Source organism: Streptomyces sp. NPDC001508, assembly GCF_040298665.1.
Classification (GTDB): Bacteria; Actinomycetota; Actinomycetes; order Streptomycetales; family Streptomycetaceae; genus Streptomyces.
The window spans coordinates 1-14,019 of record NZ_JBEPAP010000008.1; the positions used below are offsets into that span (position 1 = coordinate 1).

Here is a 14,019-nt window from a genome sequence, read left to right on the forward strand (position 1 = left end):
GTGAAGAAACCCACCGCCACGAACCAGTGCGCCACCCCGACCACACCCCACCGGTTCATCCGGGTATGACCGAGGAACTCCCTGACCACCGTGACGGTGCGCTGCACCGGATCACCGGTCCGGGACCCCGCCGGCACCGGCTGACCAAGACGCATGAAGGCATACAGCTGAAGGAGGGCGCGGCCGAACAGAGCCACACCGACCACGATCAGGACCAGCGACACGATGATCGCGGCGAGTTGCATTGGGGCTCCTGAGGCGGCCTCGAAATTACTAAGCGGTAACTTATGCAGTTCGTCTGAGACTACCCTCATCTTCCTTCGCACTGTAGCCGTACGCGGGGTGATCTGAGTCGCTGAGCAGCCACAGCGGCGGCGGAGGCGGGCAACTCCGCCTGCCGCCGGTACGGCTGTTGCTCGGGCGGTCGGGTGCGGTGCCGGGCCGCGCCCGTCGGGTGCATCCCGGCGGTCGGATTGGGTTATTCGATCGTGTTATTCATAGGTAATTGCCCCGTTCACGCCTACTTTGGAGCCGTGCTCTACGGGATTCTCGCCGCCACCACCGCCCTCCTGCTCACCGCCGTGCTCGCGGCGCTGCTCCGTGCGCCCGCGCTGCGCGCCGGTGTCCTCGACCGGCGGTGCCGGCGGCCCGTGCCGCTGTTCGGTGGCGCGGCCGTCGTGCTCGTCACCTGTCTCGTCGCCGGCGCGGGCCAGTGGACGCGGGTCGCGCCGCTCGGCGACGGCGTCGGCCGGCTGCTCCTCGCGGGCGCCGGGGTCGCCCTGCTCGGGCTGGTCGCCGACGTGTGGCGGCTGCGGGCCCGGGTGCTGGTGGCCGGTACGGCGGTGGCGGCCGCCGCGGTCGTACCGTACGAGGAGACCGGGGTGGCGGCCGGGCTGCCGGCCGTGGCGTGGATCGTGTTCGTGGCGCTCGCCTTCCGGGCCCTGGACCACGCCGACGGGCTCGCGGGGACCGTGGGGGTGGTGACCGCCTTCGGTGTGGGTGCCTGCGCCGCCGCGGAGGTGATGGACGGGCTGGCCGTGCTGCTCAGCGTGCTCGCCGCCGCGCTCACCGGGTTCCTCATGCACAACTGGCATCCCGCGCGGATCGGGCTCGGCGCCTGCGGCTCGCTGTTCACGGGGTTCCTGCTGGCCGCGGCGGGCGTGTTCACCCGGGCCGGGTACGGGATCGGGTCCAGCGCGGGGGTGCTGTTCTCGCTGACCGCCCTCGCCGGCGTCGACGTACTGCTCGTGGCGGTGTCGCGGCGGATGGCCCGCAGGCCGCTGCTGCGCGAGGGCCCCGACCATGTGGCGCACCGGCTGCGGCGGCTGGGGCTCACCCCGCAGGGTGCCACCGTGCTGGCGGCGCTCGCGGCGTTCTCCGGGGTGCTCGTCGGGGTGCTCGCGCACACCGGGTGGGCGGGCGAGGAGAGCGTGCTGTGGGTGGCGGGCGGGGCGCTGGTCGTCGTCCTCCTGCTCTTGCGTGTTCCGGCGTACGGGCCCCGCCGTATGACGTCCTCGCAGGTCAGCACCCAGTTGCGTGTAAGGAGCGGATAAGAGTTGAGCCCAGCTGACTCAGGTCTGTTGACCCAGCGGGCCGCCTCATGCACACTTGAGTCCGTTCCACTCAAGTCAGCTGGAGGAAATCACCATGGCACGTGCGGTCGGCATCGACCTGGGCACGACTAACTCCGTCGTCAGCGTTCTGGAGGGCGGCGAGCCCACCGTCATCACCAACGCAGAGGGCGCCAGGACCACGCCGTCCGTCGTCGCCTTCGCCAAGAACGGCGAGGTGCTCGTCGGCGAGGTGGCCAAGCGCCAGGCGGTCACCAACGTGGACCGGACCATCCGCTCCGTGAAGCGCCACATGGGCACCGACTGGAAGATCCAGCTGGACGGGAAGGACTTCAACCCGCAGCAGATCTCCGCGTTCATCCTGCAGAAGCTGAAGCGGGACGCCGAGGCCTACCTGGGCGAGAAGGTGACCGACGCGGTCATCACCGTCCCCGCGTACTTCAACGACTCCGAGCGCCAGGCCACCAAGGAGGCCGGTGAGATCGCGGGCCTCAACGTCCTGCGCATCGTCAACGAGCCCACCGCGGCCGCGCTCGCCTACGGCCTCGACAAGGACGACCAGACGATCCTCGTCTTCGACCTCGGTGGCGGCACCTTCGACGTGTCCCTCCTGGAGATCGGCGACGGCGTGGTCGAGGTGAAGGCCACCAACGGCGACAACCACCTCGGCGGTGACGACTGGGACCAGCGTGTCGTCGACTACCTGGTCAAGCAGTTCCAGTCCGGCCACGGCGTGGACCTGTCCAAGGACAAGATGGCCCTCCAGCGTCTGCGTGAGGCCGCGGAGAAGGCCAAGATCGAGCTGTCCTCGTCCACCGAGACCTCGATCAACCTGCCTTACATCACCGCGTCCGCCGAGGGCCCGCTGCACCTGGACGAGAAGCTGACCCGCGCCCAGTTCCAGCAGCTGACCGCGGACCTGCTGGAGCGCTGCAAGACCCCGTTCCACAACGTCATCAAGGACGCCGGCATCCAGCTCGGCGAGATCGACCACGTCGTCCTCGTCGGCGGCTCCACCCGTATGCCCGCCGTCGCCGAACTGGTCAAGGAGCTGACCGGCGGCAAGGAGGCCAACAAGGGCGTCAACCCGGACGAGGTCGTCGCCATCGGCGCCTCGCTCCAGGCCGGTGTCCTCAAGGGTGAGGTCAAGGACGTCCTGCTCCTCGACGTGACCCCGCTGTCCCTCGGCATCGAGACCAAGGGCGGCATCATGACCAAGCTGATCGAGCGCAACACGACGATCCCGACGAAGCGTTCGGAGATCTTCACCACGGCCGAGGACAACCAGCCGTCGGTGCAGATCCAGGTCTACCAGGGCGAGCGCGAGATCGCGGCCTACAACAAGAAGCTCGGCATGTTCGAGCTGACCGGTCTGCCGCCGGCGCCGCGCGGCGTCCCGCAGATCGAGGTCTCCTTCGACATCGACGCCAACGGCATCATGCATGTCACGGCGAAGGACCTCGGCACCGGCAAGGAGCAGAAGATGACCGTCACCGGCGGCTCCTCGCTGCCGAAGGACGAGGTCGACCGCATGCGCGAGGAGGCCGAGCGCTACGCGGAGGAGGACCACAAGCGCCGCGAGGCCGCCGAGACCCGCAACCAGGGCGAGCAGCTGGTCTACCAGACGGAGAAGTTCCTCAAGGACAACGAGGACAAGGTCCCGGGCGAGATCAAGACCGAGGTCGAGGCCGCCGTCGCCGAGCTGAAGGAGAAGCTCAAGGGCGATGCCGCCGACGCCGACAACACGGCCGAGATCCGCAGCGCCACGGAGAAGGTCGCGGCCGTCTCCCAGAAGCTGGGCCAGGCCATGTACGCCGACGCCCAGAGCGGGCAGGCCGCCGCCGGCGACCCGGGTGCGGCCGGGGCCAAGGCCGACGACGATGTCGTCGACGCCGAGATCGTGGACGACGAGCGCAAGGACGGTGCCGCGTGACGGAGGAGACCCCGGGCTTCGACGAGAAGCCCGACGTCCCCTCAGGCGCCACCCCCGAAGACGCCGAGCCGCAGGCCGCCTCTCCCTCTCCGGAGGAGGCGGCGGCCCCGGCAGGGGACGAGAATCAGAAGGCCGGCCTGGTGGCCCAGCTGGACCAGGTCCGTATGGCGCTGGGCGAACGCACGACGGACCTCCAGCGCCTCCAGGCCGAGTACCAGAACTACCGCCGCCGCGTCGAGCGCGACCGGGTCGCGGTCCGGGAGATCGCCATCGCGAACCTCCTGACCGAACTCCTGCCCGTGCTCGACGACATCGGCCGCGCCCGGGAACACGGCGAACTCGTCGGCGGTTTCAAGTCCGTGGCCGAGTCGCTGGAGACCGTCGCGGCGAAGCTGGGACTGCAGCAGTTCGGCAAGGAGGGCGAGCCCTTCGACCCGACGATCCACGAGGCCCTGATGCACTCGTACGCGCCGGATGTCAGCGAGACGACGTGCGTGGCGATTCTGCAGCCCGGGTATCGGATCGGCGAGCGCACCATCCGCCCCGCGCGGGTGGCCGTGGCCGAACCCCAGCCAGGGGCGCAGCCGGCCAAGGCGGAGGGCGGCGACGAGAGTGCGGCGGGCGGCTCCGGCGGCTCCGGCGGCTCGGCCGGCTCCGCTGACGACAAGGAGAACGGTGGCCCGGAGGAGGGCTGACGTAAGCATCGAGCGGAAGGAGGGACGTCGGGGATGAGCACCAAGGACTTCATCGAGAAGGACTACTACAAGGTCCTCGGCGTCCCCAAGGACGCCACCGAGGCGGAGATCAAGAAGGCGTACCGCAAGCTCGCCCGCGAGTACCACCCGGACGCCAACAAGGGCAACGCCAAGGCGGAGGAGCGCTTCAAGGAGATCTCCGAGGCGAACGACATCCTCGGTGACCCCAAGAAGCGCAAGGAGTACGACGAGGCGCGCACCCTCTTCGGCAACGGCGGCTACCGCCCGGGGCCGGGCGCGGGCGGCGGCAACTTCAACTTCGACCTCGGTGACCTCTTCGGGGGCAACGCCCAGGGCGGGGGCGGCTTCGGCGGCGGCATCGGCGACGTCTTCGGGGGCCTGTTCAACCGGGGCGGCACGGGCACCACACGTACCCAGCCGCGGCGCGGCCAGGACATCGAGTCCGAGGTCACGCTGAGCTTCACGGAGGCCATCGAGGGCGCCACGGTGCCGCTGAGGATGTCCTCGCAGTCCCCGTGCAAGGCATGCTCCGGCACCGGCGACAAGAACGGCACACCGCGCGTGTGCCCGACCTGTGTCGGCACCGGGCAGGTGGCGCGTGGTTCGGGCGGCGGCTTCTCGCTGACCGACCCCTGCCCCGACTGCAAGGGCCGCGGTCTGATCGCCGAGCACCCCTGCCTCGAGTGCAAGGGCAGCGGCCGGGCCAAGTCGTCCCGGACCATGCAGGTCCGCATCCCCGCGGGGGTGACGGACGGGCAGCGGATCCGGCTGCGCGGCAAGGGCGCACCCGGTGAGCGGGGCGGCCCGGCGGGCGACCTGTACGTGGTCGTGCATGTCGGCGAGCATCCGGTGTTCGGCCGCAAGGGCGACAACCTCACGGTGACCGTCCCGGTCACGTTCGCCGAGGCGGCCCTCGGCGGCGAGGTCCGGGTGCCGACCCTGGGTGGTCCCGCCGTCACGCTGAAGCTGCCGCCGGGCACGCCCAACGGCCGCACCATGCGGGCCCGCGGCAAGGGCGCGGTCCGTAAGGACGGCACCCGCGGGGACCTGCTGGTCACCGTCGAGGTGAGTGTTCCCAAGGACCTGGCGGGGAAGGCTCGTGACGCGCTGGAGGCGTATCGCGAGGCGACCGTGGGCGAGGATCCGCGGGCGGAGCTGTTCGAGGCCGCGAAGGGAGCTTGAGGGTGATGGACGGCCGTCGACGTAACCCGTATGAACTGACCGAGGAGACCCCGGTCTACGTCATCTCGGTGGCGGCCCAGCTCTCCGGACTCCACCCGCAGACGCTGCGCCAGTACGACCGGCTCGGCCTGGTCTCCCCGGACCGCACCGCGGGACGGGGCCGCCGTTACTCGGCCCGTGACATCGAACTGCTCCGTCAGGTGCAGCAGTTGTCGCAGGACGAGGGCATCAACCTGGCCGGTATCAAGCGCATCATCGAGTTGGAGAACCAGGTCGCCGCGCTCCAGTCCCGTGTCGCGGAACTGGAGGGGGCCCTGGACGGCGCGGCGGCGGCCATGCGGCAGCGTGAGGCCGCCGTGCACGCCTCCTACCGCCGGGATCTGGTGCCGTATCAGGAGGTCCAGCAGACCAGTGCGCTCGTGGTGTGGCGGCCGAAGCGACAGCAGAACGACTGACGGCCTTCACCTCAACTCGCCGGCTGTGGCGTTCTGCACGCGACGGGGGACTCCGGCGACGCGAGCCCGGCCAAGGGCAACGACATCACCGTGGGTCTGCTGCTGCCGGAGACGGCGAACACGCGGTACGAGAAGTTCGATCGCCCCATCAGCAAGGAGAAGCTCGCCTCGCTGACCAAGCGGCAGAGCAGGGTCGAGTACGCCGACGCCGGGGCGGACGCGGCGAAGCAGGCCGGGCAGACGCAGAAGATGATCGACGACAGGGTCGATGTCATCCTGCTGGACGCGGTCGACTCGCATGCCATCGTGGGCCAGGTGAAGAAGGCCAAGGGGGCGGGCATCCCGGTCATCGCGTACGACCGGCTGACCGAGGGGCCGATCGACGCGTACATCTCCTTCGGCAACGGACTCGTCGGTGAGGCGCAGGGGCGGTCGCTGCCGGAGGCGCTGGGCACCGCCATCGACTCCTCCGACAAGGTCGTCATGATGAACGGCTCGCCGACCGACCCCGACGCGAAGCAGTTCGAGCAGGGCGCGCCGGCCGAGCTGAACGGCAGGGTGACGGCCGCGGCGTCCTTCGACACGAAGGACTGGAAGCCGGAGAACGCCGAGGCCACCATGGTTCGCGCGATCGACGGCATCGGCAAGGACAACATCGCGGCCGTCCACTCCGCCAACGACGGCATGGCGGGCGGCGTCATCGAGGCGCTCCGGACCGCAGGGGTGGTCGAGCTGCCGCCGGTCACCGGGCAGGACGCGGAACTCTCGGCGGTGCGGCGGATCGTCGTCGGCGAGCAGTACATGAGCGTCTGCAAGCCCTACCCGGACGAGGCCCGATCGGCCGCCGAGATGGCGGTCGCGAAGGTCCAGGGCGAGGACATCCAGTTCGACGCGCTCACCCGCGACACGGTGGACAGCCCCACCAAGGGCATCCCGGCCCAGCTGGTCCAGGTGAGCGCGATGACCGAGAACGACATCGCCGACACGGTCGTCGCGGACGGCATCTAAGGGATCTCCGACATCTGCACCCCCACGTTCAAGACGGCCTGCGACACCCTCGGCCTGAAGTAGCACCAACGGCGGCGTCGGCCTCGGGGCAGGTCAAGTTCAAGGGCCCTGGGGACAGTTGAGGCGTTCCTGCGGGGCACCGCGGGCGTGTTGTGGGCCGCCCGGGGGCATGGGGAGTTGCCTTGCGGGAGCGGGCGCGTGGGATGCCCTCGCGGTCCGCGCGGACGGCCGTCGCCGTCGCCCCGGGGGAGCGCGGCGCTCGCCCTGGCACGTCCCCGGCAGCCGTCGTGGCGCCGCCCGGCCGGGGGCGAGATTCAGCCTCCCTGGGACCGGGCGAGTCCACGGTGTCCGGGGTGCTTTGCTCGGGCAACTCCCGCTGTGTGGCCCGTAGCCGGTTGTCGGGCGGTGGGCTGCGGGGTGGTCCGTCCATTGGGGGTGAATGGCATGGGGGATCGGTCAATGTGGGAGTGACCGGGTGAGTACGGGGCGTGAGGGGTGATCGCTCAGGGAGTTTTCGCAGGTGGTCGGGGTGTTGGGGGTGCGGTTCAGAGGGGTGGGGAGGGGGTCCGGGGGCCCTGGGAGGAAGCGGGAGATACCGGTGTCTTTCCCCGCGTGCGGCAGAAAGAGCCGTGTTGCGGAGCCGGTCGGCGCCACGCATAGTTGCGCTGCGGAAGTGGCAGCAACCGGGGGTGGAATGGGCGATGGCCGGGCGCGGAACGGAGGAGCATCCACATGGTGCCGACCGCCTGTGCGAAGCCGGGGATCGCGTGTATTCCCGGGCCGTACGGCGCGGCCGTGTGCCGCGCGCGGAGGCCGGGCCGGTGCCCTGCCTGCTGGAACTCGCCCTGCTGCACCCGGACCCGGACGACATGGACTGGCTGGTGCCGACCTCGCCGCAGGAGGTCATGACCCGGCTGCTGCGCGGGGTGTACGAGGAGGCCAGGGAGAGCCAGCGGCGGGTGGGCTCGGCGGTGGCCGCCTTCGAGCGGTACGCCGGTCTCGGCCGCCGGCTCCAGGCCGCCTCGTACGCCCCGGCCGAGGGCACCGCGATCCGGGTGCTGGACGGGCTGTCCCGGATCCAGGCGGCGATGGACGAGGCGACCGAGGCCTGCACCACCGAGGTGCTGACGGTGCAGCCGGGCGGCATCCGGCGGGAGGCCGAGCTGACCGAGGGCCTGCACCGGGCGCTGACGCTGCGCGGCCGGGGCGTGCGCATGCGCGACCTGTACACACATGTGGCGCGGCACGGCCAGGGACTGCTCAACTACCTGGAGCTGATGGGCGACACGGTCGAGACCCGCACACTGGACGAGGTCATCGACCGGCTGATCCTGTTCGACCGCACGGTCGCCTTCATCCCGGCCAACACCGACCGCACGATGGCGCTGGAACTGCGTCACCCCGCGCTGGTCGAATACCTGGTGACGGTGTTCGAGCGGCTGTGGCGGCTGGCGATCCCGCTGACCGCTCCGCTCCCCGACACCCGCATCGAGGGCATCTCGCACCGTGAGCAGTCCATCGCCGCGCTGCTCGCGGAAGGCCACCAGGACGCGGTCATCGCGGAGCGCCTCGGCATCAGCGTCCGTACCTGCCGGGCCCATATCGCCCGGCTGTCGGAGACCCTCGGCGCGGCCAGCCGTACCCAGTTGGGCGTGCGCATCGCCCAGGTGGGCCTGGACGGTCCGCCGCGCACCGCGAGCGGGAGCGCGCTCAGCCTTCCTGATCAAGGATCCCCGAGCGTGCGATGAGATAGCCGAGCTGGGCCCGGCTGCCGCTGCCCAGGGCCTGGGCCAGCTTGGCGATATGGGCGCGGCAGGTGCGTACGTTCATGCCGAGGCGGCGGGCGATGGCCTCGTCGACATGGCCCTCGACGAGGAGCTTGGCGATGGAGTGCTGGATGTCCGTGATGCCGTCGGGGGCCGGCTCGTAGGGCCCGTCCGTGCCCAGCGGGACGGCGCGGCTCCACATGAACTCGAAGACCTTGACGAGGTAGCGGACCAGTCCCGGCTGGCGCAGTTCCAGGGCGACCTGCTGGTCGTCGCGGATGGGGATGAAGGCGACGGTGTCGTCGCAGATGATCAGGCGCTCCACCAGTTCGTCGATGGTGCGGTACTCCGCCTTGCCGTCGGCGAGGTGCGCGGCGTAGGCCAGCTTCTCCGGGTTGTGGCGGGCGGTGTGCTGGTACAGGGTGCGGATCCGGACACCGCGTTCGATCAGCGGCCGGTCGCGCTCCAGGCCCTTGAGCACGCTGCGTTCGGAGATGCGGTCGCTGGGCTGGACCGTGAGCACCTCGGTGCGGCACTGCTCGGTGGCCAGGTTGAGCGCGGCGTTGATCCGTTCGCTGCCCTCCAGCAGGGTGATCGAGTCGCTGCTGGTGGTGGCCTGTGTGCTGAGTGTCATGAACGGCTCGAAGGCGCCGGCCAGCTCGATGGTCAGCCGCCGGCGCTCGGTTATCTCGCGTTCGATGGGGCTCAGACGCTGGGCCAGGGCGACCGCGGGGGATATCGGGCGCAACTGGTCCGGATCGTCCGGGTCCGGGTGGAGCAGGCCGAACTCCAGGAGGCAGGGGGCGGTTTCCACATCTGTGCGCGCGACGCGTCCGGTGCGTAGAGCTGTGGCGTAGATGCGGCCACCGTCCTCGCACAGTTCCGTCACGGCATGGGGATGTGTCGCTTTTATGTGATTCGTTGCCAAATCTCCACCCCCCAGGGTCCTGAACATGCAGGAACATGATGCACCGATTGTGTGGCCATGACGTGCCCGAATGAGCCATCGTCATACCCGACGGGGGAAAAGGGGACCTTCGAGTGAGGACGAAGCCGACTATGCGTAAGAAAATGCTTGGCTCGGTGCTTGTCGCTGCCTTCTCCGCCCTCGTGGCCGTCGGCGTGTTCGGCGGCTTCTCCGGCGAGCAGAGCGATGTTCGGGCAAACACCAGCTGGCCGGTCATCGTGCAGGGCGAGGACAACACCTCGTGGCCGCTCCCGCCGGCAGATGGAGCCGGAGGCTGACGTGACCACTCCACCCGACGACCGATCCTTCCGCCGTGAGATGGCGACCGCCTATCGCTCCGGCTGGCACTTCATCGACCTGGTCACCGCCATCCCCCACAGCGGCGACTCGCTGATGGTGACCGTGTTCGGCGAGCCGGTCGTCGTGACGCGGGACGAGGACGAGGACGTGCGGGCGTACCGGTGTCTGAGGAAGCCCCGAGGGGCGCCGCAGCCTGTGCGATGCGCCATCCGGTACGGAATGATCTTTGTGAACCTGGACCAGCGGGACCACCGGCTCGCGGAGCCGGAGGTCGCGGATCTGAGGACCATCTCGGCCACCCCCCGCAGTGCCTGACGCGATTCCCCCGTCGTAAAAGATCGCTCAGGCGCTTCCCCCCGCAGCGGCGTCACCGTGACCTGAACACGGTGACGCCGCTGTAGTTTCAGGGGAAATATCGCGACATCAGCGCGTTCTCATGCTGGCCGAAAACTGCTTGTGGCCGGATGCGGACTCGGCCGGGAATGAGGCTTGACCTCGGCACGGCCGGCCCGCGGCGACACGGAAGACGATGCCCGCCGCGCGTCGAAGGGGCCCGAAGGCCACCTATGTGAAGACGGCCCCCACCCGACACACATCGTCGCCACCCGCGTGCACTGTGGCTCAGGGCCGAACATCTCCCCGTGCACGGCGGCCACCCCGGGACCAGGCACCCGGCGCCGACTTCACCGAGCGCAACCCCGAAGCGGGAGCGCCGGCCGGCCGCAGGGGGCGCCCGGAGCGCTTCGGCGTCAGGCCCTTCTCCTTGTCGCGGGCGGGCGGTGTCAGCCGCGGCCCAGGGCGCGTTCCACCTTGATCTCGATCACCACGCGGGACGGATTGGGTGAGGGTGTCCGGTCGTACCGTTCGGTGTGGCGCTGCTCCGCCTCCGCGATCCGCTCCCGGTCGGTGTGGACGAAGGCCCGGCCCTCCAGGGTGGCCCAGCGGCGGCCGTCCACCTGGCAGACGGCGACCCGGGCACCGGCCGGACCGGCCGCGAGGACGTGCGCTGCCTTCGTGCTCGCGCCGTTCGTGATCACCCGGGCCAGCCGGGCCGCCGGGTCGAAGGTCACGGAGACGGGCACCACGTGCGGGCTGCCGTCGGGCCGCAGGGTGGTCAGCGTGCACAGGTGGCGCTCTCGCCAGAAGGCGAGATACGACGCCTGCGGTGCGTCGAGATCCACGGCGTACTCCACGGCGGGTCGGCTCATGTGCGCAAGGTAGCCGCCGGGGACTCCCGCGTATCGCCTTGAGTGGAATAGACTCAACTTTGTGTACGTTGGTTAAGTCAGCACTGGGAGACGTGGCCGACAAGCCAACGCCGAGGAGGAGAACGCGAACGTGGATGCCGAGCTGACCAACAGGAGCCGGGACGCGATCAACGCGGCCGGCAACAAGGCCGTGACCGAGGGGCACCCGGACCTCACGCCTGCTCATCTGCTGCTGGCTCTGCTCCAGGGGCAGGAGAACGAGAACATCACCGATCTGCTGGCCGCCGTCGACGCCGACCAGGCCGCCGTGCGCTCCGGGGTCGAGCGGGTGCTCGCCGGACTGCCCAGCGTGGCCGGGTCCACCGTCGCGCCCCCGCAGCCCAACCGGGAACTGCTCGCCGTCCTCGCCGACGCCGGTGAGCGCGCGAAGGAACTCGGCGACGACTACCTCTCCACCGAGCACCTGCTCATCGGCATCGCCGCGAAGGGCGGCGCGGCCGGCGAGGTGCTGACGCGGCAGGGCGCCGACGCCAAGAAGCTCCAGGCGGCCTTCCAGAAGGCGAGGGGAGGGCGACGCGTGACCACCGCCGACCCGGAGGGCCAGTACAAGGCCCTGGAGAAGTTCGGCACCGACTTCACCGCGGCGGCCCGCGACGGCAAGCTCGACCCGGTCATCGGGCGGGACCACGAGATCAGGCGGGTCGTCCAGGTGCTGTCCCGCCGCACCAAGAACAACCCCGTGCTCATCGGCGAGCCCGGCGTCGGCAAGACCGCGGTCGTCGAGGGCCTGGCCCAGCGGATCGTGAAGGGCGATGTGCCCGAGTCGCTGAAGGACAAGCGGCTGGTGGCGCTCGACCTCGGCGCGATGGTCGCGGGCGCGAAGTACCGGGGCGAGTTCGAGGAGCGGCTGAAGACCGTCCTCGCCGAGATCAAGGACTCCGACGGGCAGATCATCACGTTCATCGACGAACTGCACACCGTCGTCGGCGCCGGGGCGGGCGGCGACTCCGCCATGGACGCCGGCAACATGCTCAAGCCGATGCTCGCCCGCGGCGAGCTGCGCATGGTCGGCGCCACCACCCTCGACGAGTACCGTGAGCGGATCGAGAAGGACGCGGCGCTGGAGCGGCGCTTCCAGCAGGTGCTGGTGGCCGAGCCGACCGTCGAGGACAGCATCGCCATCCTGCGCGGTCTCAAGGGCCGTTACGAGGCCCACCACAAGGTGCAGATCGCGGACAGCGCGCTGGTGGCCGCCGCCACGCTGTCCGACCGCTACATCACCTCCCGCTTCCTGCCCGACAAGGCCATCGACCTGGTGGACGAGGCCGCCTCCCGGCTGCGTATGGAGATCGACTCCTCCCCCGTCGAGATCGACGAACTCCAGCGTGCCGTCGACCGGTTGAAGATGGAGGAGCTGGCGCTGAGCAAGGAGACCGACCCGGCCTCCCGCGAACGCCTGGAGAAGCTGCGCCGCGACCTCGCCGACAAGGAGGAGGAACTGCGCGGCCTGACCGCCCGCTGGGAGAGGGAGAAGCAGTCCCTCAACCGGGTCGGCGAACTGAAGGAACGGCTGGACGACCTGCGCGGCCAGGCCGAACGCGCCCAGCGCGACGGCGACTTCGACACCGCCTCCAAGCTGCTGTACGGGGAGATCCCCCAGTTGGAGAAGGAGTTGGAGGCCGCCTCCGAGGCCGAGGAGGAGGCCGCCAGGGACACCATGGTGAAGGACGAGGTCGGCCCCGACGACATCGCCGATGTCGTCGCCGCCTGGACCGGCATCCCCGCCGGGCGGCTGCTGGAGGGCGAGACACAGAAGCTGCTGCGTATGGAGGACGAGCTGGGCCACCGGCTGATCGGCCAGGCCGAGGCCGTGCGCGCGGTCTCCGACGCGGTGCGCCGCAGCCGGGCCGGCATCGCCGACCCCGACCGGCCCACCGGCTCCTTCCTGTTCCTCGGTCCGACCGGCGTCGGCAAGACCGAACTGGCCAAGGCGCTCGCCGACTTCCTCTTCGACGACGAGCGGGCCATGGTCCGTATCGACATGTCGGAGTACGGCGAGAAGCACAGCGTGGCCCGGCTGGTCGGGGCGCCCCCCGGGTACGTCGGCTACGAGGAGGGCGGGCAGCTGACCGAGGCGGTGCGCCGCCGCCCGTACAGCGTGGTGCTGCTGGACGAGGTGGAGAAGGCACACCCCGAGGTCTTCGACATCCTTCTGCAGGTGCTGGACGACGGCCGGCTGACCGACGGGCAGGGCCGTACGGTCGACTTCCGCAACACGATCCTGGTGCTGACCTCGAACCTGGGCAGCCAGTTCCTGGTCGAGCCGACCACCAGCGAGCTGGAGAAGAAGGAGCAGGTGCTGGAGGTGGTCCGCGCCTCCTTCAAGCCGGAGTTCCTCAACCGGCTGGACGACGTGGTCGTCTTCTCGGCCCTGAACAAGGAGGAACTGGCCCGGATCGCCCGGCTCCAGATCGACCGGCTGGCGCAGCGCCTGGCCGAACGCCGGCTCACCCTGGAGGTCACCCCCGAAGCGCTGGCCTGGCTCGCGGACGAGGGCAACGACCCGGCCTACGGCGCCCGGCCGCTGCGCCGCCTCGTCCAGACCGCCATCGGCGACCGCCTCGCCAAGGAGATTCTCGCCGGGGAGGTCAAGGACGGCGACACGGTCCGGGTGGACGCCTTCGGCGACGGCCTGCTGGTCGGCCCGGCCACCGCCAAGGCCCTCTGACCGCCTACGGCCACGACGGCCCGCCCCCCGCTTTCGGCGCTTTGGGGGGCGGGCCGTCCGTTCGTCGGGCGGGGGCCCGCCGTCACCTGGACGGGATCGAGGCCGCTCGGCACCGGTTCGCCGTGCGGCATCAGGGTGCCGTGCGGGGAGGTGCGGCCCGTCACGGGGGCCGCGTCCCGCATCGG

11 protein-coding genes and 2 pseudogenes are annotated in these 14,019 nt (G+C 70.3%); 10 read left to right on the plus strand and 3 right to left on the minus strand.

Annotated elements, in window-relative coordinates; genetic code table 11:
• Positions 1-245 (minus strand): annotated as a pseudogene (locus ABT245_RS10205) (Fe-S oxidoreductase); the annotation flags it as partial.
• 288 nt (positions 246-533) lie between these two features.
• Here ABT245_RS10205 and ABT245_RS10210 point away from each other — a divergent pair.
• From ABT245_RS10210 to ABT245_RS10240, 7 genes and pseudogenes are all read left to right on the plus strand, one after another.
• Positions 534-1,553, plus strand: a complete 1,020-nt coding sequence (locus ABT245_RS10210; protein ID WP_351731281.1) for an MraY family glycosyltransferase — start codon at positions 534-536, stop codon at positions 1,551-1,553.
• 94 nt (positions 1,554-1,647) lie between these two features.
• Positions 1,648-3,504, plus strand: a complete 1,857-nt coding sequence (gene dnaK, locus ABT245_RS10215) for a molecular chaperone DnaK (RefSeq protein ID WP_351731283.1) — start codon at positions 1,648-1,650, stop codon at positions 3,502-3,504.
• Complete coding sequence (grpE, locus tag ABT245_RS10220; RefSeq protein ID WP_351731286.1) at positions 3,501-4,199, plus strand: nucleotide exchange factor GrpE; 699 nt, start codon at positions 3,501-3,503, stop codon at positions 4,197-4,199. Before dnaK ends, grpE begins: the two co-directional genes overlap by 4 nt.
• 33 nt (positions 4,200-4,232) lie before the next feature.
• Positions 4,233-5,402, plus strand: a complete 1,170-nt coding sequence (gene dnaJ, locus ABT245_RS10225; protein WP_351731289.1) for a molecular chaperone DnaJ — start codon at positions 4,233-4,235, stop codon at positions 5,400-5,402.
• A gap of 5 nt (positions 5,403-5,407) precedes the next feature.
• Positions 5,408-5,857, plus strand: coding sequence for a heat shock protein transcriptional repressor HspR (locus ABT245_RS10230; protein WP_351731292.1), 450 nt, complete (start codon positions 5,408-5,410; stop codon positions 5,855-5,857).
• Between the two features lie 33 nt (positions 5,858-5,890).
• Positions 5,891-6,928 (plus strand): annotated as a pseudogene (locus tag ABT245_RS10235) (substrate-binding domain-containing protein).
• A gap of 638 nt (positions 6,929-7,566) precedes the next feature.
• Positions 7,567-8,613 (plus strand): helix-turn-helix transcriptional regulator, encoded by a 1,047-nt coding sequence (locus ABT245_RS10240; RefSeq protein WP_351731294.1) that lies wholly within the window; start codon positions 7,567-7,569, stop codon positions 8,611-8,613.
• Here ABT245_RS10240 and ABT245_RS10245 read toward each other — a convergent pair.
• On the minus strand, positions 8,576-9,586 hold the full coding sequence (locus tag ABT245_RS10245; RefSeq protein ID WP_351731296.1) for a helix-turn-helix transcriptional regulator: 1,011 nt from the start codon (positions 9,584-9,586) through the stop codon (positions 8,576-8,578). The genes ABT245_RS10240 and ABT245_RS10245 overlap by 38 nt on opposite strands.
• A gap of 128 nt (positions 9,587-9,714) precedes the next feature.
• Here ABT245_RS10245 and ABT245_RS10250 point away from each other — a divergent pair, with 128 nt between their 5' ends.
• Positions 9,715-9,876 carry a hypothetical protein gene (locus ABT245_RS10250; protein WP_351731299.1) on the plus strand — a complete coding sequence of 54 codons (162 nt, stop codon included), beginning with the start codon at positions 9,715-9,717 and terminating at the stop codon, positions 9,874-9,876.
• A gap of 40 nt (positions 9,877-9,916) precedes the next feature.
• Positions 9,917-10,213: a (2Fe-2S)-binding protein gene (locus ABT245_RS10255; RefSeq protein WP_351731652.1), complete on the plus strand. Its 297-nt coding sequence runs from the start codon at positions 9,917-9,919 to the stop codon at positions 10,211-10,213.
• A 467-nt stretch (positions 10,214-10,680) separates the two neighbouring features.
• Here the strand turns inward: ABT245_RS10255 and ABT245_RS10260 are convergent, their stop codons facing one another.
• On the minus strand, positions 10,681-11,106 hold the full coding sequence (locus ABT245_RS10260) for a pyridoxamine 5'-phosphate oxidase family protein (protein WP_351731301.1): 426 nt from the start codon (positions 11,104-11,106) through the stop codon (positions 10,681-10,683).
• A gap of 130 nt (positions 11,107-11,236) precedes the next feature.
• Here ABT245_RS10260 and clpB point away from each other — a divergent pair, with 130 nt between their 5' ends.
• The gene (gene clpB, locus ABT245_RS10265; RefSeq protein ID WP_351731303.1) at positions 11,237-13,834 is read left to right on the plus strand and encodes an ATP-dependent chaperone ClpB; all 2,598 of its coding nucleotides are present in this window, start codon (positions 11,237-11,239) and stop codon (positions 13,832-13,834) included.
• Positions 13,835-14,019: the final 185 nt, after the last annotated feature.